Source organism: Blastococcus sp. OS1-29 (genome assembly GCF_057628075.1).
On sequence record NZ_JBXXJK010000002.1, the window covers coordinates 538,364 to 556,075 of the forward strand.

The window sequence follows — 17,712 nt, forward strand, 5'->3', positions numbered from 1 at the left end:
GAAGCCGGCGCCGCGATCGCGACGCCGGCTCCCGGAGCTGTGGGCCTACTTCAGCCAGCCGTGCTCGTGCACGAAGGGGAGGCTCTCCCACTGCCTGCCGAAGCCGAAGGTCCTGCCGGCCCCGACGAGGGCCAGGAGGACCAGCGCGAGGGCATAGATGATGTGGTCGTCCATGAACACGTTGTTCGCGGGCGGCAGGACGGCGCCCCACATCATGATCAGCATGACCGCACCGCTGACCGCGGCGATCCGCATGCCGATGCCCAGCATCAGCGCGAGCCCGATGCCGAGCAGCCCCAGCATGAAGATCCAGTCGACGAACGCGTTGCCGGCGAGGGTCTGGTAGAAGCCCGCGAGGGGGCCCTTGGTGCCGAATCCGAGGAACCCGGCCGTGGGGGAGCCGCCGTGGATCCAGGCAGCCGGGCCGAAGTAGTCGACCGCGCCGGTCTTCGCATTCACGCCGGTCTCGTGGCCGAGGGCGAACGTCTTGTCGAGGAATGCCCAGAGGAAGACCCAGCCGATGCTGAGCCGGATGGCTGCGGCGATGCAGCGGGACCAGCGCTGGGTCGGGGTCTCCGACGCGGCGAGGGCCGTCACGCCGGTCTCGTCGAGGGTGTAGCTCTTCTGACTCTCGGTCGTCGTCATCTCGTGTCTCCTGTCGTCTTGTCCTGTGCTGACCCTGCTGGTCGGAGCCCGGCCGCCACATGGGGAGAAAGTCCTGGTCCGCCGCCCAGAGGTCCCGAATGTGCCGGGTCGGATCGCGCACTCCAGGCGACCGGTGGCCAGGCGTGGTGTGATGCCGGGATGAGTTCCCCGTCGCCCGGCAGCGTCGCCCTGATCACCGGAGGGACCGGCGGCTTCGGCCGCGCACTCGCCACGAAGCTCCGGGCGGCCGACGTCGTCCCGGTGCTCGCGGATCTGGACAGCGAGCGCAACCGGCAGGTGGCCGCCGACCTGGGCTGCCCGTTCGTCGTCCTCGACGTGACGGACCTCGACGCGAACGAGGCAGTCGTCGCGCAGATCGAGGCCGAGCACGGACGTCTGGACGCCGCCTACCTCAACGCCGGCATCTCAGCGGCCAAGAGCGACGACGAACTCGACCTCGACGAGTTCATGCGCGTGGTGAACATCGACCTGTTCGGCGTCGTCTACGGCGCGCAGGCCGCCCGCCCCGCGATCAGGCGCGCCGGTGGGGGCGCCATCGTGGTCACCGCGTCGCTCGCCGGCCTGTCCCCGATGGCGGGGGACCCCGGGTACAGCGTCGCCAAGGGCGGCGCGATCGCCTTCGTCCGCTCGATGGCACCGCGGCTGGCCGCGGAGGGCACGACCATCTCCGCGATCTGCCCCGGATTCGCCGACACCGCGATCATCGACCGAATCCGCGACCAGTTCACCGCGGCCCGGTTCCCGGTGCTCACCGCCGAGGAGGTCGCCGACGCCATGGTCATGGCCTGGACGTCGGCCGAACCGGGCGCCGCCTACGTCATCCAGCCCGGGGTCGGCGTGGTGCCCTACAAGTTCAAGGGCGTGCCCTCGGCGAAGACCGAGACGGGCGAGACCGCCGTCGTCCCGGAGGCCCTGCGACCGCCGTCCATGCGGTAGGGCCCGGTGACGGCGGTCACCGGGGATCTGGCAGGGTCGGGGCCATGCGTGCATGGCGGGTACACGAGCTCGGCGACCCCTCGAAGGTGATGAGCCTGGACGAGGTCGAACAGCCGACGCCGGGCGACGGCCAGGTGCTGGTCAAGGTGCGGGCGGCGGCGCTCAACTTCCCCGACGTCCTCATGGCGATGGGCACGTATCAGGAGAAGCCGCCGCTGCCGTACACGCCCGGTGTCGAGCTGTGCGGGGAGATCGTCGAGACCGGCCAGCGGGTCATCGGCTCGCCGTCGAACGGCCCGGGCGCGTTCGCCGAGTACGCGCTGATGGACGTGAACAACGCCTGGCCGGTGCCCGACTCCCTGACCGACGAGAAGGCCGCCTCGCTCTACCTCACCTACCAGACCGGATACGTCGGCCTGCACCGCCGGGCCGGCATCCAGGCCGGCGACTGGGTGCTCGTGCACGCCGGCGCCGGGGGCGTGGGCACGGCCGCGATCCAGCTCGCCAAGGCGGCCGGTGCGCAGGTCATCGCCACCGCCGGCGGTGCGCGCAAGATCGAGGTCTGCCGCGAGCTGGGCGCCGACCACGTCGTCGACTACACGAGCGAGGACTTCGTCCCTGTGGTCAAAGAGGTCACCGGCGGGCACGGGGCGGACATCGTCTACGACCCGGTCGGCGGCGACGTGTTCGACAAGAGCACGAAGTGCATCGCGTTCGAGGGGCGGCTCGTCGTCGTCGGTTTCACCAGCGGGCGGATCCCCGAGGCGAGGGCGAACCACCTGCTGGTCAAGAACTACAGCGTCGTCGGCCTGCACTGGGGGCTGTACCGGAAGCACGAGCCGGCGATCGTGGGCCGGGTCCACGACGAGCTGGTGAAACTGGTGGAGTCCGGCGCCGTCGACCCCCTCGTCGGTTCCGTGCACCCGCTGGCGGAGGCCCCGGAGGCGCTGAAGAAGCTGGCGTCGCGGGAGACCGTCGGCAAGGTCGTGCTCGTCCCCTGACCGACGCCCGTGCGCACCTGCGCGCCGACTGCTCCCGCTGCGCCGGGCTCTGCTGCGTGGCCCCGGCCTTCGCCGCGTCGGCCGACTTCGCGATCGACAAGCCGGCGGGCCGGCCCTGCCCGAACCTGGCGCCGGACTTCCGCTGCGGGATCCACGCCCAGCTCCGGGAGCGCGGGTTCCCCGGCTGCGAGGTGTTCGACTGCTTCGGTGCCGGCCAGCAGCTGATCCAGGTCACCTTCGGCGGCCGCACCTGGCGCGAGGACCCCGGACTGGCGCAGGCGCAGTTCGCCGTCCTCCCCGTCCTGCGACAGCTGCACGAGAGCCTCTGGTACCTGACCGAGGCGCTGTCCCTGCCCGCGGCCGCCGCGCTGCACGACGACGTCGAGGAGGCGGTGGCCGCGACCGAGCGGCTGACCGCGAGCTCGGCGGACGAACTTCTCGCCCTCGACGTCGTCGCCCACCGGCGCTCCATCGGGGAGTTGCTGGGGCGGGTGAGCGACCTCGTCCGTGGCGGCGGGCCCGATCACCGGAACGCCGACCTCATCGGCCACGACCTGCGACGCAGCGACCTGCGCGACGGGAGCCTCCGGGGCGCCTACCTGATCGGCGCCGATCTGCGCGGGCTCGATCTCGGCACTGCGGACCTGCTCGGTGCCGACCTGCGCGCCACCGACGTCCGGGGCGCCGACCTCGGTCGCTGCCTGTTCCTCACGCAGCCGCAGGTGACCGCGGCGCGAGGGGACAAGTCGACTCGTCTCCCTGTCGCCCTCGACCGGCCGGCGCACTGGCGGTAGGGCTCAATGCGCCTGCGGACGACCCAGGCGCGCCGTCGTCTCCTCGACGTCCATCCCGTGCAGCCGGAGCAGGTTCTCGCCGAGAATCTTGCGCTTGGCGACGTCGGTCAGCTGCGGGTACCCGTAGCCGTCGCAGAGGTCCTGCGGGATCGAGAAGTTCTTGAACGCCTGGAGCGCCCACTGGGGCTGCCAGATCGGCGCTTCGGAGCCGTAGACGATCTTGTCCTCGCCGCACCAGAACAGCAGCTTGCCGAGGATCTCGGCGAACAGGCGTGGGGCACGGACGACGAAGTTCACCGTCGCCGCGAGCGAGGCGTAGAGGTTCGGGAAGCGGATCAGCTGCCAGCAGGTCTCGTCGATGAACGGCAACCCGACGTGGAAGATCACGAAGTTGATGTCGGGGAAGGCGGCCGCCGCGCCGTCCATGTCCCAGGTCTGCGTGGCCTCCACCGGCTGCGGGCCAAGCGGCACACCCTTGTGCACGCCGATCAGGTTGATGCCCAGTTCCTGCGCCTTCTCGAAGACCGGGAACGCGATCTGCGGGTCGTCCATCCGCCACGGGAACGGCGACCCGTAGTCGTAGCGGACGTTGTAGAACTTGAACGCCTTGGCGCCGAACTCGCCCACCTGGCGCTCCATGAGCTCGAGCGCCCGCCGGCCCTCCAGGGGGTTGACCGATCCCCAGAACACCGTCCGGTCCGGGTCGCGGGAGGCCAGGTCCGCGCACGTCTCCCACGGCGAGAGCCCGTCGCGGAACATGTCGGTCAACGGCAGCGGCATCGCGACGAGCATGTCGGTGTCGGAGTTGTCGTAGACCATGTGGCGGATGTCGTCCGGAGTCCACTCCTTGAGGAACTCCTCGGCGGTCTGCTTCGGCTCGCCCTCCGGCGTGAGGACGTTGTGGAAGGCGTAGAGGTGCTGGTTGAACATCTCGCCGGCCGAGCCGTAGGCGTTCTTCGGCGTGAAGTTGAACGGATGCGCCACGCCGTCGAACACGAACGCGTCACCGATCATGGCTGTCCTCCAGGGGTGTGGGCCGCGAGGTAGGCGTCCCGGTCGCCGACGGCCGCCGGGTCGGGCAGGAAGCGGAGCGTGCGCCGGGCGGACTCGGCGAGGCGGTCGGTGGTCCAGGGCTCGTCCCAGACGATCTCGACCTCGCAGGAATCGACGCGCGGGTCGGCCCGCATCGCGTCCTCGACGTCCGTCAGCACCCGGGCGGCGAAGGGGCACCAGCCCGACGTCAGGAGCAGTTCGACCCGCGCGTGCCGGTCGCTGAGCTCGACGGATCGGAGCAGGCCCATGTCCACGACCGAGATGCCCTTGTCGCGGCAGCACGGGTCGTAGACGCCCGACAGCGCCCGCACCGCCCACTCGGGTGTCTCCGCACGAGGGCCGGCCATGGGTGGCAGCGTGGAACTGTCGCCGGACGGCCGCCAGAGGCCTGATTTCAGATGGCGGCAGTCAGGCGACGGTGCCGAGGGTCATGGCGCGGGAGACCCGTTCGGCGCCCAGCAACAGCGTCTGCCTCGTGGTTGGGCTGCCCAACTCGCGGGCCGGGACGACGACGCCGAGGGAGCCCACGTCGTGTCCGGTGCTCACGGCGGCGGCCAGACAGGAGACGCCGACGGCGTACTCGCCGTCGTCCACCGCGACCTCACCCCTGGCCGGCAGGCCCAGCAGCCGCCGGTCCACCACGGTGCGCCGGGTCAGGCCGTGCAGAGGACGGCGGGCGAGGTAGTCGTCCCGCTCGTCGGCCTGCAACTGGCCGAGGATGCACTTGCCGAGCGCCGTCGCGTGCGCAGCGTCGTGCATGCCGACCCAGAGGTCGATGCGTGGGGCCCGGGCGCTGTCGACGATCTCGGCGACCACGACCTCGCCGTCGACGTAGCGGGCCAGGTAGACGGCGCCGCCCAGCGTGTCGCGCAGCCATTCCAGGGCCGGCCGCGCGTGGGCGATGCCCCGGGCGGCCGTTCCGTGGCCGCGGACGACGTCGATGCGGTGGCCCAGGACGTACGACCCGTCGTCCAGCCGCTGCAGCCAGCCTTCGTGGGCGCAGGTGCGCAACAGGTGGTACGTCGTGGCGAGCGGGAGCCCGGTCGAGCGGGACACCTCCTTCGCCCGGGCACGGCCGTCGTGCTCGGCGACGACCTCCATGATCCGCAGGGCACGCTGCACCGACTGGATGAGCGTCGGACGTCCGGCCACGTGCCGCCCCCTCACGGTGTTGTCCACACCATGGCGCGACCGGGCGGGGACGTCTACTAGGTGACGGGGAGCGGCAGGTAGGACAGCCGTGCCCGGCGGCGCAGGATGACCTTGCGGGTGCCGTCGGCGTGCAGTTGGAGCCGCGCGAGCTCCCAGCCCCCGGTGTCCGCCTGCAGGCTCAACATCGTCGCCGCCGCGGACCGGGACGTGCCCGGCGGGATCCGCAGCGGCGCGTACTGGTAGTCCGCGGTCGCCTCCATCACCCAGATTGTGCCTGCCCGACGCGGTCGGCGTCACCGGCTGTGTGCCCGGCCTGCCCGGATGCGCCGGTGACGGCAGGATGGACGGCGACCGAGCACCGCCGACCGAGGGAGGACGACGTGACCGAGCCCGGCACCCCGAGCGATGTGCCCGACGCCGACCGCGCCGAGCAGGAGGCGCTCGTCGAGCCGCCCGCCGTGACGACGGCCGCGGACGCCGACAGCCCAGGGGAGGGCGTGCCCGAGGCCGACGCGCTGGAGCAGCAGCTGGCCGCGCGACCCGGCGAGGCGGGCGGTCCGACCCGACCGGTGGGTCAGCGCGAGGCGGACGAGGCCGACGTCATCGAGCAGGAGACCGACGTGCCCCTGGACGAGGACGAGACCCCGGTCTGAGCCGGGCGGGTCAGCCGGCGGTCTCGGCCAGCAACGCGGCCAGGCGGGTGCGCCGCGGGCGGACGTCGACCTCCCGCACGGCACGCGCCAGCGCCGCGCCGCTGGCGTGCACGATCGACAGGTGGGACTGCGCCCGCGTGAGCGCCGTGTAGACCAGCGGCCGCGAGAGCATCCCGCCGGCCTCCGGGGGGACGACGACGACCACCCCCGGCCACTCGGACCCCTGGGCCCGGTGCACGGTGATCGCCCAGCCGTGCCGCAGGTCCGACATCGCCTTTCCGGTGACGGTGACCGGACCGGAGGTGAAGGCCACGTCCAGCGACCCGTCGCCGGTCTTGGTCACCGTGCCCACCTCGCCGTTGGCGAAGCCGGTCGGCTCGAGCTCGAGGTGGTTGGCGGTGGCCACCACCCGGTCGCCGGCGTCGAAGCCCCACACCGTTCCGGTGCCCGGGTTGAGGACGGCCTTCAGCGCCTTGTTCAGCTCGATGGTCCCGGCCGGCCCGCGGTGCACCGGCGTCACGACCTGGACCGAACCCGGGTCGATGCCCAGTGCGCGGGGGATCGAGTCGGTGACCAGCTGGACCACGCGGCGCGCGGCCTCGGCGCTGCCGGTGGCCGGCACGACGACGACCTCGCGGTCGGGGGAGTCGACCGGCGGCAGCTCGCCCCCGCGCACCGCGGTGGCCAGCCGGGCGATCGCGCCGCCCTCGGCCTGCCGGTACAGCGTGGTCAGCTCCGTGACGGGGACGGCGCCGGAGTCGATGATGTCGCCGAGCACGTGCCCGGGGCCGATCGAGGGCAGCTGGGCCGGGTCGCCCACGAGCAGCAGGTGCGTGCCGTCGGGGCAGGCCTCCAGCAGGGCGGCGGTCAGCTCGACGTCCAGCATCGACGCCTCGTCGACGACGATCACGTCTGCGTCCAGCGGCCATTCCTCGTTGCGGGCGAACCCGCCGGTCATGCCCTGGGCGCCCAGCAGCCGGTGCACCGTCGTGGCGGGGTGGTCGGTCAGCTCCTCCAGGCGCTTGGCGGCCCGGCCGGTCGGCGCCGCCAGGGCGATGTCGGCGCCCTTGGCGCGCAGCAGCTTCACGATCGCGGCGACGGTGCGGCTCTTCCCGGTACCCGGCCCGCCGGTGAGCAGGCTGACCCCGGCCTCGAGCACCTGCGCGACCGCGGCGGCCTGCTGCGCGTCCAGGCCCTTCGCGACGTTCCGCACCGACGCGGGGTCGGCGATCCGCTCCGCGGTGGCCGACAGTCGGGCGATGGCCTCGGCCACCAGCTCCTCGGCCATGCCGTACCTGGCCAGGGACAGGGTGCGCAGCGCCGGATCGGGCTCGGCTGCGTCGTCCCCGCCCGCCCCCTCGGGCTCCGGCGGCTCGTGCTCGAGCACGTCCCCGGAGTCGACGGCCGCCACGATCGCGGCGACCGGGTCGGTGATCCCCTCGGCCTGCAGCGCGGCGACGACCAGGTCGGCGGGCAGCACGGTGTGGCCGTCGCGGGTCGCCGTCCGCAGGGTGAGCCCGACGATGGCCCGGCCGCGGCGGGAGTCCTGCCGGTCGGCCCCCGACAGGATGGCGATCGCCAGCCGGTCGGCGTCCCCGAGCCCGACGCCGTGCAGCGACAGGAGCGCCCACGGGTCGTCCCTGAGCCGTCTGGCCGCGTCGGGACCGAGGGTGTCGGCGACCCCGGCGGCGAGCTTCGCCTCCAGGCCGGCGCCGACGAGCAGCTCGACGACCTCGTACGTCGGCGCGGCGGCCAGGAAGCTGGAGAAGAGCCGCTCGGCGCGCTGCCGGCCGACCTTGGGGATCTTCACCAGCCGGTCGGCCGTGACGTCGTCGGGGGAGACGATGCCGGCGCCGGGCAGCTCGGCCGCCGTCCGACGGCCCAGGCCGGGCCACAGGCCGGCGGCGCAGAAGGCGGCGAAGACGGGGTCGCCGCCCGGGGTGGCGGCCGACGTCACCCGTCGGCCCGGCGCTCGGGATAGCTGAAGGGCGGCGCGGAGACGTCCTCGAGCGCGGTGCGGATCGCCGCCGGCAGCCGGACGCCTTCTGCGTCGAGCGAGGCCTGCAGCTGCTGGGCGGTGCGGGCCCCCACGATCGGCGCGACCACGCCGGGCCGGTCGCGCACCCAGGCCAGGGCGACGGCCAGCGGCGTCGTGCCGAGGCCCTCGGCGGCGGTGATCACGGCCTCCACGATCCGGTCCGACTTCGCCGAACGGAGGCCGTCGATGAAGCCCTGCCACTGCGTCGAGGCGCCGCGGGACTCCGACGGCGTCGAGTGCCGGTACTTGCCGGTGAGGATGCCTCGTCCCAGCGGCGACCAGGCCAGGACGCCGAGGCCGAGGGACTCCGCGGCCGGCACGACCTCCCGCTCCACCCCCCGCTGCAGCAGCGAGTACTCGACCTGGGTGCTGACCAGCGGCGTCCGGCCCGGCCAGGCCCGCTGCCAGGTCGCCGCGTGCGCGGTCTGCCAGCCGGTGAAGTTGCTGACCCCGACGTAGCGGGCGCGGCCGGAGGAGACGGCGAGATCGCAGGCGGCGAGCGTCTCCTCGAGCGGGGTCGCGTCGTCCCAGGCGTGCAGCTGCCAGAGGTCGACGTAGTCCAGGCCCAGCCGGTCCAGCGACGCGTCCAGGGCCGCGAGCAGGTGTCCCCGGGAGGCGCCCCGGCCCATCGGGCCCGGCCTGGTGCGGCCGACGGCCTTGGTCGCGACCAGCACGTCCGACCGGGGGACGACGTCGGTGAGCAGGTGCCCGAGCGTCCGCTCGCTCTCGCCGTCGCAGTAGACGTCGGCGGTGTCGACCAGGGTGCCGCCCGCGTCGACGAAGGCCGTGAGCTGCATCGCGGCCTCGTCCTCGTCGGTGTCGCGGCCCCAGGTCATCGTGCCGAGCGCCAGCCGGGACACCACCAGGCCACTGCGCCCCAGCGCCCGTTGCTCCACGAGGGGCCAACTTACCGGTGCCGGCCGACGCTGTTCGGGGCGCGACACCGGCTGGGGACGATGCCCTTGCCCACTCGTCGACGCCCCGCCAGGCTGCCCGCATGTCCACGGCGGAGGAGCGTCTCCAGCACCTGTTGCACACCGGTGACCAGGCCGCCTGGACGACGGCGGCGCTGGTCACGGCACTGCGGGAGAGCGGCTCGCCGGAGCAGCGGGCGGCACGGCACTCGCCGACGCGCAGGCCGCCACGCTGCTGACCGACGCCGGCTTCGAGGACGTGCGCACCCTGCCCACCCCACCGGGTGCACCGGCGCTCACCGTCGGACGGCGCCCGCCGGACTGACGCCGGTTCGCCCGCGCGAGGCCTGCCTCGGCCGGAGGCGCAGCCGCGCGCCCTAGAGTGCCCCCTCGTGCCCTCCTCTTCCCGGCCGCCGTCCGCCCCGCAGTCCCGGACGGGGGCTGATCAGGCGTGAGCTGGTTCGAAGCGGTCGTCCTCGGTGTCGTGCAGGGTCTCACCGAATTCCTGCCGATCTCCTCCAGTGCCCATCTGCGGATCGTGGGGGAGCTGTTCGGCTGGGACGACCCGGGCGCTGCGTTCACCGCGATCACCCAGATCGGCACCGAGCTCGCGGTGCTCCTCTACTTCCGCCGTGACATCTGGCGGATCCTGGTCGCCTGGGTGGGTTCGCTCACCGGCCGGCGGAAGGGCGATCCGGACGCCCGCATGGGCTGGCTGATCATCGTGGGCAGCATCCCGATCGTCATCCTCGGCCTGCTCTTCAAGGACACGATCGAGACCACGCTGCGCGACCTGCGGATCGTGGCGATCGCGCTGGTCGCGTTCTCGCTGGTCCTGTACTGGGCGGATCACGTGGGCGCCAAGAAGCGGGGGCTCGCCGACCTGACGGTCGGCCACGGCATCGGCTACGGGCTGGCCCAGGCGATGGCGCTGATCCCGGGGGTGTCCCGTTCCGGCGGCACGATCACGATGGGCCTCTTCCTCGGCTACACCCGCGAGGCAGCGGCGAGGTACTCGTTCCTGCTCGCCATCCCCGCCGTCCTCGGCTCCGGGTTGTACGAGGCATACAAGGGGCTCAAGGGTGACGTCGCCGGGCCGCAGGTCGACTGGCCGCCCACGATCGTGGCCACGGTGCTCGCCTTTGCCGTCGGCCTGAGTGTCATCGCGTGGCTGCTGCGCTACCTCACCCGGGGCAGCTTCACACCGTTCGTGGTCTACCGCGTCCTGGTCGGCCTGCTGGTGCTCGTCCTGGTCATCCTGGGCGTCCTCCAGCCGGCGTAGCGGCTCCGCCGCCTAGGCTTCGCGCCGTGACGACGGTGATCCTCCTGAGGCACGGCCGGACGACGGCCAACGCCGGCGGCGTCCTGGCCGGCTGGACCCCCGGCGTGCAGCTGGACGAGACCGGGGCCGGCCAGGTGCGCGCGGTGGGGGAGCGGCTGGCGAAGGTGCCGCTGGCCGCGATCGTCAGCAGCCCGCTGGAACGCTGCCGGCAGACGGCCGACGCCGTCGCCGCGGGCCGCGAGGTCGAGGTGCAGTCCGACGACCGGCTCGGCGAGGCGCGGTACGGCGACTGGACCGGCCGGACGATCAAGGAGCTGGTCAAGGACCCGCTGTGGAAGGTCGTGCAGCTGCACCCGTCGGCCGCGGTCTTCCCCGGGGCGGACGGCGAGGGGCTGGCCCAGACGCAGGCCCGTGCGGTGGCCGCCGTCCGCGAGTGGAACGCCAAGCTCGGCCCGGACGCCGTCTGGCTGGCCTGCAGCCACGGCGACGTGATCAAGGCGATCCTGGCCGACGCCCTGGGCCTGCATCTGGACCAGTTCCAGCGGATCGTCGTCGACCCGGCGTCGGTGTCGGTGGTGACCTACACCGAGACGCGGCCGTTCGTCGTCCGCGTGAACGACACCGGTGGCGACGTGTCCGGGCTCATCCCGCAGCCCCGCCGGAAGCGCCGGGGAAAGGCGTCCTCGGACGCCGTCGTCGGCGGCGGAGCGGGCGCGACCGCCTGAACTGGACTTTGTGACGTCGGTGTCGTCCCGGCCGCGTGTCGGTGGGCCCGCGTAACCTGTTCGCGTGCCCCGTCAGGTCCATCTCTTCGACCGTCCGAGCCGGTTCGTCGCCGGCACCGTGGGTCAGCCCGGGGACCGCACCTTCTACCTGCAGGCCTCCGACGACAGCGGCCGCACGGTCAGCGTCGCGCTGGAGAAGACGCAGGTGCAGGTCCTCGCCGACCGCATGAACGAGCTGCTCGACGAGGTGGCCGGCCGTGCGAACACGGTGATCCCGCCCGAGGCCGACGTCGACGACCTCGAGCCGCTGGCGGTGCCGCTGGACGAGGAGTTCCGCGTCGCCGCCATGGGCCTGGCCTGGGACGGCAACGCCGAAGCCGTCGTCGTCGAGGCCGTCGCCGCCACCGACGAGCCCATCGACGAGAAGGCGATCCTCTCCGACAGCGACGAGGGGCCCGACGCGCTCCGGGTCACCATCACCCCGATGGCCGCGCGTGCCTTCATCGCCCGGGCCCGCCGCGTCGTCGCCGCCGGCCGCCCGCCGTGCCCGCTGTGCTCCCTGCCGCTCGACCCGGCCGGCCACGTGTGCCCGCGGCAGAACGGCTACCGCCGCTGACCGGCGACCCGGCCATGAGCGAGCAACCCGTCGAGCCGCACCTGCGCCCGCCGGCGGACGACGCCGAGGCGCTGCTCCTGCTGCGCGAGGGTGAGATCGACCTCGAGGGCCGCATGGTCGACGCCAGCAACGTGACCCTGTTCGGCGCGATCCGCTGCGGCGACCTCGTGGGCGAATGCGTCTACAAGCCCGTCGCGGGGGAGCGGCCGCTCTGGGACTTCCCCGACGGAACCCTCGCGGGCCGGGAGATCTCGGCGTTCCTGGTCTCCGAGGCGACCGGCTGGCGGGTCGTGCCGCCGACGGTGCTGCGGGAGGGGCCGTTCGGCCCCGGCATGGTGCAGCTCTGGATCGACGGCGACGCGGACGTCGACCTGCCGAGCTTCGTCCGCCGCGACGAGCCGGCGCTGCGCCGCATGGCGGTGTTCGACGCGGTCGTGAACAACGCCGACCGCAAGGGCGGGCACATCATCCCGATGCCCGACGGCCACGTGTACGGGGTCGACCACGGCATCTGCTTCTCCGTCGACCCGAAGCTGCGCACCCTGCTGTGGCGCTGGGCCGGGAAGCCGCTGACGGGCGAGGCGGTCGAGGTGCTGGAACGGCTCGCCGACGGGCTGCGCGGCGACCTGGGGGAGGAGCTGCACGAGCACCTGACCCGGCGCGAGGTGCGGACGACGCAGCAGCGGGTGACAGAGCTGCTGCGCACGGGCCGGCATCCGGAGCCCAGCGGCGAGTGGCCTGCCCTGCCCTGGCCGCCCTTCTGACGAAGGACCCCCTGCCCCCCACCGCTCGCACGCTCGCGGCGCAACCCTGCAGGGGGCCAGGATCGCCGCCATGTCGCATCGCAGCCGCTTGTCGATCCTCCTTCTCGACCTGCCGCCGGAGCACCATGCGGCGGCCACCGCGTTCTGGGCCGGGGCGAGCGGCCGGGCGGCCGCGCCTGATCCCACGGACGGCGACTGGGCCTCCCTCGGGTCGTTCGCCGGCGGCTGGCACGTGGAGATCCAGCGGACCGGTGCCGGCACACCGCCGCGGTGGCACGTGGACATCGAGACCGACGACATCCCGGCCGAGGTCGCCCGGCTGGAGGCCCTGGGGGCCACCCGGCACCGGGACATGCGGTCGTTCTGGCAGATGCTCGATCCGGCCGGACTGGTGTTCTGCGTGGTGGGCATCCAGACCGGCGAGGAATTCGAGCGCTACGCCGTCACCTGGGACTGACCTCCCGGCCGAGCAGGGCGGCGAGGCGGTCCAGTGGGGGAGCGTCGTCCCTGACCGGCTGGGACGGACCGAACGGTGAGCGGTCGGCAGGAACCCGACCGAGCTGCACCCTGCTGAAGTCGATCGACTCCTCGACGAGGTCCTCCGGGAACTCCAGGTGGCGTCCGGTGGCCCGGGCGAGGTCCCAGCCGTGCACGAGCGCCTCCACCACGCGCAGCTCGCAGGCGACGCGCCCCGGGAGTGTGCCGGCCGGGATGCCCACCGGGCGGTCGAGGGCGCCGTCGGCCCGGAAGGCGGCGAGCATGGCCTCGGCCGACGACGCGTAGGCGCTCTCCGGGTCGCCGGCGAGCAGGTCGGCGTCCGGGGCGGGCGGGGCGCCACCGGTGAGGGCCGCGGCGAACCGCCGGTGGCCGAGCACGAGGTGGTTCACCACGTCGCGCACGGACCACTCGCGACACGGCGTCGGGAGGTCCCACTGCCCGGGCTCGATCGCGCCCACGAGGTGCCCGGTGACCGGCACGGCGCTCGCGAGCCGCGTGATCGGTGACGTCATCGGGATCCCTTCTGCTGGACCAGGTCGATCATGGCCTCGGCCTGCAGCCCGTCGCCCTCGACGGTCAGCACCTCCAGCGGTACCCGGCGCCACACCGACAGCAACAGGTCACCCGCCGTCCCGGTGAGTGCGGCGATCGGGAACGGTCGGCTCCCCGGGAAGAGCGTCCGCTCCACCCCTGCGTCGACGGCGTGGAAGGTCACCGGGTGCGCGCCGTCGGGCGGCCCGTCCGGCAGCGCTGCCGGGACGATCACCTCCAGCCACTCGTCCAGGCCGTCCAGTCCGACCGCCGCCGGGATGGGCCGGACGTCGCCGAGCACCTGTTCGACGTCCACCGTGTGCACGACCGCCTCCTGGAGCTGCCGGCGCAGCACGAAGGCGACGTCCTGCTGCTTCGCCCACGTCCAGACCGGCTCGGCCGGGTCCGCACCGGTCAGTGCCGCCTCGAGCTCGGCGTGCTGGGCGGCCAGCCAGCCGAGCAGCTCGTCGTCGGGGTGCTCCGGCGGCTCCGGGTAGGCGGCAGGATCGTCGGCCCGCGTCCGCACCACCCACGCCCAGAAGCGCTGCACCCCGGCCACGTGCCGGAGGAGGTCGGCGAGCTGCCAGTCCGGGCAGCCGGGGACGCGCGCGGACCAGCCGTGCTCCAGCACCGCTTCCGCCGCGGCGTCGTCCATCCGCTCGTTCGCCGACCGCAGTGCCGAGAGATACCCGCCGGGCTCCATCGGTCCTCCTCCGGCGGGGCCGTCAGTACCCCGCTCTAGGCTCGTGCCGTGCTCTCCTGGCCTGCCCCGCTCCTGCCGACCCTGCCCGGGACCGGGCCCGTCCTCAAGCTGCACGACACCTCCCGTGGCGAGGTCGTGGCCACCAGCCCCGCCCAGACGGCCCGGATGTACGTCTGCGGCATCACCCCGTACGACGCCACACACCTCGGCCACGCGGCCACCTACCTGGCCTTCGACCTGATCAACCGGCTGTGGCGCGACGCCGGTCATGCCGTCCACTACGTCCAGAACGTCACCGACATCGACGACCCGCTCCTCGAGCGCGCCGACCGCGACCACGAGGACTGGATCGTCCTGGGCATGCGCGAGACGGCGCTGTTCCGCGAGGACATGACGGCGCTGCGGGTCCTGCCGCCGGAGGACTACGTGGGCGCGGTCGAGTCGATCCCGCGGATCGTCGCGCACATCGAGACGCTCCTGGACGCCGGCCTCGCCTACGTCCTCGACGACGGCACCGGCGACATCTACCACGACGTGTCCCAGGCACCTGGCTTCGGCGCCGAGTCGGGGTACGACGAGGCCACGATGCTCGGTTTCTTCGCCGAACGCGGAGGAGATCCCCGCCGGCGGGGCAAGCGGCAGCCGCTGGACCCGATGCTCTGGCGCGGCGAGCGTCCGCACGAGCCGTCCTGGCCGGGCCCGCGGGGGGTGACCGGGCGCCCGGGGTGGCACATCGAGTGCGCCACGATCGCCCTGGACACCATCGGCATGGGCTTCGACGTGCAGGGCGGTGGCAGCGACCTGGTCTTCCCGCACCACGAGTACTCCGCCGTCCATGCCGAGGCGCTCACGGCGACCAAGCCGTTCGCCCGCGCCTACGTGCACGCGGCCATGATCGGGCTCGACGGCGAGAAGATGAGCAAGAGCCGCGGCAACCTGGTCTTCGTCTCCAAGCTCCGCGGCGAGGGCGTCGACCCGATGGCGATCCGGCTGGCGCTGCTCGCCGGGCACTACCGCACCGACCGCGCGTGGACGGCGGACCTGCTGAAGACGGCGGAGCAGCGGCTGGACACCTGGCGGCGAGCCACCGCGCTGGACGCGGGCGCGCCGGCCGCGCCCCTGCTGGTCGGCCTTCGCGAGCGGCTCACCGACGACCTCGACAGTCCCGGCGCCATCGCCCTGGTGGATGACTGGGCGGCACGCACCCTGGCCGGGCGGGACGACGCGGAGGACGAGGCGCCGCGGATCGTGTGTGACGCGGTCGACGCGCTGCTGGGCATCTCGCTCGGCGACTGCGGATGACCGCGCGGCCGTTCCGGTTCACCGACCGGACCGCCCGCGAGGCGGCGGAGGAGCACCTGGCCCCGTCGGCGGCCCGTGCGGCACAGAGCCGTGGCCGCGTCCGACCGGAGGCCGAGGACCCGCTGCGGACGGCGTTCGAGCGCGACCGCGACCGGATCCTGCACGCCAAGGCGTTCCGCCGGCTCAAGCACAAGACACAGGTGTTCCTGAACCCCGACGGGGACCACTTCGTCACCCGGCTGACCCACACCCTCCAGGTCACCCAGGTGGCGCGGTCGCTGGCCCGCGCCCTCGGCCTCAACGAGACGCTGGCCGAGGCGATCGCGCTGGGACACGACGTCGGTCACTCACCGTTCGGGCATCTCGGTGAGGACGCGCTGGAGCCGTACGTGCCCGGCGGCTGGCACCACGCCGCCCAGGGGGTGCGGATCGTGGAGGTGCTCGAGCAGCTGAACCTCACCTGGGAGGTCCGGGACGGCATCCGCGCACACAGCTGGAAGATCGACCCGCCGCCGGCCACCCGAGAGGCCGAGTGCGTGCGCTACGCCGACCGCATCGGCTACCTGTCCCACGACGCGCTGGACGCGATCCGCGCCGGGGTGCTGCGGTTCGACGACCTGCCGGCCCGCGCCCGCGAGGTGTTCGGCGAGCCGGGAAGCGCGATGGTCGGCGCGATGATCGACGCCGTCGTCGAGGGATCACTGGCGCCTGAGAACACCGCGGGCGCCGTCGTCATGGCACCCGGGCCGCTCGACGCCATGCACGAACTGCGCACGTTCATGTTCGAGCGCGTGTACATGTCCGACACCGCCGCCGGCCAGAAGCACGTGGCGATCGACGTCATCCGGCGGCTGGTCGACCACCACCTGGCCCGCCCCGAGCTGATCCCCGCGTCCTACCGCGACACCGAGGCCGACGAGGTCACCCAGGTCGTCGACTACGTGTCCGGGATGACCGACCGGTTCGCGCTCAACATGCACGACCGCCTGTTCGACGGCGACGCAGCCGCCCAGATGCTGCCATTACTCCCGCGATCCTCCGGATCGCACCGCGGCCAGGTGCCGTCCCCCTGATGCGGTGAGCCCATCCGTCGTGCCTGCGCGGACCCCTCCGGGGCCCACTCGGCACGACAGAGCCGTGTGGTTCGTCATCCCCCCGACGCGCCGCGGCGGCGGAGGTAGCGCTCGAACTCCCGGGCGATCGAGTCACCGCTGGCCTGCGACAGGTCGGTCTCGGTGGCCCGCTCCTCGAGCGAGCGGACGTACTCCACGACCTCGTCGTCCTCGTTGGCCATCTCGTCGACCGTCTTGACCCAGTCGGCGGCCTGCTGGGGGAGCGCTCCCAGGGGCACCGCGAGCTCGAGGACCTCCTCCACCCGCTGGAGCAGGGCCACCGTCGCCCGCGGCGACGGGGGCTGCGACACGTAGTGCGGGACAGCGGCCCAGAAGCTGATCGCCGGCAGACCGGCCTGGACGCAGGCGTCCTGGAACACCCCGAGGATGCCGGTCGGTCCCTCGTAGCGGGAGGTCTCCAGGCCGAACGCCCGCGCGGAGTCGGCGTCGTAGGCCGACCCGGAGACCGGCGTCGGGCGCGTGTGCGGCGTGTCGGCCAGCAGGGCCCCGAGGGCGACGACGATCGACACGTCGAGCTCGGTCAGGATGGCGATCAGCTCGTCGCAGAACGCCCGCCAGCGCATGTTCGGCTCGATCCCGCGGATGAGGACGACGTCGCGGTCGCTGTCCGGCGGCCGGGCCACGGAGATCCGCGTCGTCGGCCATTCGATCCGGCGGCTGATGCCGCCCACGAGGGAGACGGTGGGCCGGTTGACCTGGAAGTCGTAGTAGTCCTCGGGGTCCAGCGCGGCCAGCGGCTTGGCGTCCCAGATCAGCTCCAGGTGCTCCAGCGCGCCCGTCGCGGCGTCCCCGGCGTCGTTCCATCCCTCGAACGCGACGACCACCAGCGGGTCGTCCAGCCGAGGCAGATCGTCAGAGGCTGACTTCGGGTCGATCACCCGTCCGAGCCTACGTCGATCCAGCCGAAGCCACGGGGAGAAGCGACCCGTTGGCGTGAGAGCGGGCGGGGTG

22 protein-coding genes are annotated in these 17,712 nt (G+C 73.1%); 12 read left to right on the forward strand and 10 right to left on the reverse strand.

Going from position 1 to position 17,712, the window contains the following annotated elements; translation table 11 throughout:
• Positions 1–45: 45 nt before the first annotated feature.
• Positions 46–645 (reverse strand): hypothetical protein, encoded by a 600-nt coding sequence (locus AC2H4J_RS07160; protein ID WP_487464161.1) that lies wholly within the window; start codon positions 643–645, stop codon positions 46–48.
• A gap of 159 nt (positions 646–804) precedes the next feature.
• On the opposite strand from AC2H4J_RS07160, the gene AC2H4J_RS07165 reads away from it, so the two are divergent.
• The 3 genes from AC2H4J_RS07165 to AC2H4J_RS07175 are packed head-to-tail and all read left to right on the forward strand — an operon-like array spanning position 805 to position 3,397.
• Positions 805–1,602, forward strand: a complete 798-nt coding sequence (locus AC2H4J_RS07165) for an SDR family oxidoreductase (protein WP_487464162.1) — start codon at positions 805–807, stop codon at positions 1,600–1,602.
• 44 nt (positions 1,603–1,646) lie between these two features.
• Positions 1,647–2,603, forward strand: a complete 957-nt coding sequence (locus tag AC2H4J_RS07170; RefSeq protein WP_487464163.1) for an NADPH:quinone oxidoreductase family protein — start codon at positions 1,647–1,649, stop codon at positions 2,601–2,603.
• Positions 2,604–2,659: 56 nt separating this feature from the next.
• Positions 2,660–3,397, forward strand: coding sequence for a pentapeptide repeat-containing protein (locus tag AC2H4J_RS07175; RefSeq protein WP_487464164.1), 738 nt, complete (start codon positions 2,660–2,662; stop codon positions 3,395–3,397).
• 3 nt (positions 3,398–3,400) lie between these two features.
• On the opposite strand, the gene AC2H4J_RS07180 is transcribed toward AC2H4J_RS07175, so the two are convergent.
• The 4 genes from AC2H4J_RS07180 to AC2H4J_RS07195 form a co-directional block, all read right to left on the reverse strand.
• Positions 3,401–4,411, reverse strand: a complete 1,011-nt coding sequence (locus AC2H4J_RS07180; RefSeq protein ID WP_487464165.1) for an amidohydrolase family protein — start codon at positions 4,409–4,411, stop codon at positions 3,401–3,403.
• The gene (locus tag AC2H4J_RS07185) at positions 4,408–4,797 is read right to left on the reverse strand and encodes a metal-sulfur cluster assembly factor (protein ID WP_487464166.1); all 390 of its coding nucleotides are present in this window, start codon (positions 4,795–4,797) and stop codon (positions 4,408–4,410) included. Before AC2H4J_RS07185 ends, AC2H4J_RS07180 begins: the two co-directional genes overlap by 4 nt.
• Before the next feature lie 61 nt (positions 4,798–4,858).
• Positions 4,859–5,602, reverse strand: a complete 744-nt coding sequence (locus AC2H4J_RS07190; protein WP_487464167.1) for an IclR family transcriptional regulator — start codon at positions 5,600–5,602, stop codon at positions 4,859–4,861.
• A 56-nt stretch (positions 5,603–5,658) separates the two neighbouring features.
• Positions 5,659–5,862, reverse strand: a complete 204-nt coding sequence (locus AC2H4J_RS07195) for a DUF5703 family protein (RefSeq protein ID WP_487464168.1) — start codon at positions 5,860–5,862, stop codon at positions 5,659–5,661.
• Between the two features lie 120 nt (positions 5,863–5,982).
• Here AC2H4J_RS07195 and AC2H4J_RS07200 point away from each other — a divergent pair, with 120 nt between their 5' ends.
• On the forward strand, positions 5,983–6,255 hold the full coding sequence (locus AC2H4J_RS07200; RefSeq protein WP_487464169.1) for a hypothetical protein: 273 nt from the start codon (positions 5,983–5,985) through the stop codon (positions 6,253–6,255).
• A 10-nt stretch (positions 6,256–6,265) separates the two neighbouring features.
• Here the strand turns inward: AC2H4J_RS07200 and AC2H4J_RS07205 are convergent, their stop codons facing one another.
• On the reverse strand, positions 6,266–8,212 hold the full coding sequence (locus AC2H4J_RS07205) for an AAA family ATPase (protein WP_487464170.1): 1,947 nt from the start codon (positions 8,210–8,212) through the stop codon (positions 6,266–6,268).
• Positions 8,209–9,189 (reverse strand): aldo/keto reductase, encoded by a 981-nt coding sequence (locus AC2H4J_RS07210; protein ID WP_487464171.1) that lies wholly within the window; start codon positions 9,187–9,189, stop codon positions 8,209–8,211. Before AC2H4J_RS07210 ends, AC2H4J_RS07205 begins: the two co-directional genes overlap by 4 nt.
• A 101-nt stretch (positions 9,190–9,290) precedes the next feature.
• Between AC2H4J_RS07210 and AC2H4J_RS07215 the strand changes: the two genes are divergently transcribed.
• From AC2H4J_RS07215 to AC2H4J_RS07240, 6 genes are all read left to right on the forward strand, one after another.
• Positions 9,291–9,446 (forward strand): hypothetical protein, encoded by a 156-nt coding sequence (locus AC2H4J_RS07215; RefSeq protein WP_487464172.1) that lies wholly within the window; start codon positions 9,291–9,293, stop codon positions 9,444–9,446.
• A gap of 212 nt (positions 9,447–9,658) precedes the next feature.
• Positions 9,659–10,489, forward strand: coding sequence for an undecaprenyl-diphosphate phosphatase (locus AC2H4J_RS07220; RefSeq protein WP_487464173.1), 831 nt, complete (start codon positions 9,659–9,661; stop codon positions 10,487–10,489).
• 26 nt (positions 10,490–10,515) lie between these two features.
• Positions 10,516–11,214 carry a histidine phosphatase family protein gene (locus AC2H4J_RS07225; RefSeq protein ID WP_487464174.1) on the forward strand — a complete coding sequence of 233 codons (699 nt, stop codon included), beginning with the start codon at positions 10,516–10,518 and terminating at the stop codon, positions 11,212–11,214.
• A 64-nt stretch (positions 11,215–11,278) separates the two neighbouring features.
• The gene (locus AC2H4J_RS07230) at positions 11,279–11,830 is read left to right on the forward strand and encodes a DUF3090 family protein (protein ID WP_487464175.1); all 552 of its coding nucleotides are present in this window, start codon (positions 11,279–11,281) and stop codon (positions 11,828–11,830) included.
• Positions 11,831–11,844: 14 nt separating this feature from the next.
• The gene (locus tag AC2H4J_RS07235) at positions 11,845–12,594 is read left to right on the forward strand and encodes an SCO1664 family protein (RefSeq protein ID WP_487464176.1); all 750 of its coding nucleotides are present in this window, start codon (positions 11,845–11,847) and stop codon (positions 12,592–12,594) included.
• A 70-nt stretch (positions 12,595–12,664) separates the two neighbouring features.
• Positions 12,665–13,051, forward strand: a complete 387-nt coding sequence (locus AC2H4J_RS07240; protein ID WP_487464177.1) for a VOC family protein — start codon at positions 12,665–12,667, stop codon at positions 13,049–13,051.
• Here the strand turns inward: AC2H4J_RS07240 and AC2H4J_RS07245 are convergent.
• Together AC2H4J_RS07245 and AC2H4J_RS07250 are read right to left on the reverse strand one after the other, a co-directional pair.
• Positions 13,038–13,604, reverse strand: a complete 567-nt coding sequence (locus AC2H4J_RS07245; protein ID WP_487464178.1) for a TIGR03086 family metal-binding protein — start codon at positions 13,602–13,604, stop codon at positions 13,038–13,040. The two genes, AC2H4J_RS07240 and AC2H4J_RS07245, sit on opposite strands and share 14 nt — an antisense overlap.
• Positions 13,601–14,326: a maleylpyruvate isomerase family mycothiol-dependent enzyme gene (locus tag AC2H4J_RS07250; protein WP_487464179.1), complete on the reverse strand. Its 726-nt coding sequence runs from the start codon at positions 14,324–14,326 to the stop codon at positions 13,601–13,603. Before AC2H4J_RS07250 ends, AC2H4J_RS07245 begins: the two co-directional genes overlap by 4 nt.
• 48 nt (positions 14,327–14,374) lie before the next feature.
• Here AC2H4J_RS07250 and mshC point away from each other — a divergent pair, with 48 nt between their 5' ends.
• On the forward strand, positions 14,375–15,628 hold the full coding sequence (gene mshC, locus AC2H4J_RS07255; protein WP_487464180.1) for a cysteine--1-D-myo-inosityl 2-amino-2-deoxy-alpha-D-glucopyranoside ligase: 1,254 nt from the start codon (positions 14,375–14,377) through the stop codon (positions 15,626–15,628).
• Complete coding sequence (locus AC2H4J_RS07260) at positions 15,625–16,701, forward strand: HD domain-containing protein (protein ID WP_487464181.1); 1,077 nt, start codon at positions 15,625–15,627, stop codon at positions 16,699–16,701. Before mshC ends, AC2H4J_RS07260 begins: the two co-directional genes overlap by 4 nt.
• A 74-nt stretch (positions 16,702–16,775) precedes the next feature.
• Here AC2H4J_RS07260 and AC2H4J_RS07265 read toward each other — a convergent pair whose 3' ends face one another.
• The gene (locus AC2H4J_RS07265) at positions 16,776–17,639 is read right to left on the reverse strand and encodes a PAC2 family protein (protein ID WP_487464182.1); all 864 of its coding nucleotides are present in this window, start codon (positions 17,637–17,639) and stop codon (positions 16,776–16,778) included.
• Positions 17,640–17,712: the final 73 nt, after the last annotated feature.

What these genes read in the sequence shown, in the direction of transcription:
- AC2H4J_RS07180 (WP_487464165.1), bottom strand. Translation starts at nt 4,411, where the DNA reads ATGATCGGTGACGCGTTCGTGTTCGACGGCGTGGCGCATCCGTTCAAC.
- AC2H4J_RS07245 (WP_487464178.1), bottom strand. Translation starts at nt 13,604, where the DNA reads ATGACGTCACCGATCACGCGGCTCGCGAGCGCCGTGCCGGTCACCGGG.
- AC2H4J_RS07215 (WP_487464172.1), top strand. Translation starts at nt 9,291, where the DNA reads ATGTCCACGGCGGAGGAGCGTCTCCAGCACCTGTTGCACACCGGTGAC.
- AC2H4J_RS07160 (WP_487464161.1), bottom strand. Translation starts at nt 645, where the DNA reads ATGACGACGACCGAGAGTCAGAAGAGCTACACCCTCGACGAGACCGGC.
- AC2H4J_RS07195 (WP_487464168.1), bottom strand. Translation starts at nt 5,862, where the DNA reads ATGGAGGCGACCGCGGACTACCAGTACGCGCCGCTGCGGATCCCGCCG.
- AC2H4J_RS07170 (WP_487464163.1), top strand. Translation starts at nt 1,647, where the DNA reads ATGCGTGCATGGCGGGTACACGAGCTCGGCGACCCCTCGAAGGTGATG.
- AC2H4J_RS07260 (WP_487464181.1), top strand. Translation starts at nt 15,625, where the DNA reads ATGACCGCGCGGCCGTTCCGGTTCACCGACCGGACCGCCCGCGAGGCG.
- AC2H4J_RS07185 (WP_487464166.1), bottom strand. Translation starts at nt 4,797, where the DNA reads ATGGCCGGCCCTCGTGCGGAGACACCCGAGTGGGCGGTGCGGGCGCTG.
- AC2H4J_RS07165 (WP_487464162.1), top strand. Translation starts at nt 805, where the DNA reads ATGAGTTCCCCGTCGCCCGGCAGCGTCGCCCTGATCACCGGAGGGACC.
- AC2H4J_RS07235 (WP_487464176.1), top strand. Translation starts at nt 11,845, where the DNA reads ATGAGCGAGCAACCCGTCGAGCCGCACCTGCGCCCGCCGGCGGACGAC.
- AC2H4J_RS07240 (WP_487464177.1), top strand. Translation starts at nt 12,665, where the DNA reads ATGTCGCATCGCAGCCGCTTGTCGATCCTCCTTCTCGACCTGCCGCCG.
- AC2H4J_RS07250 (WP_487464179.1), bottom strand. Translation starts at nt 14,326, where the DNA reads ATGGAGCCCGGCGGGTATCTCTCGGCACTGCGGTCGGCGAACGAGCGG.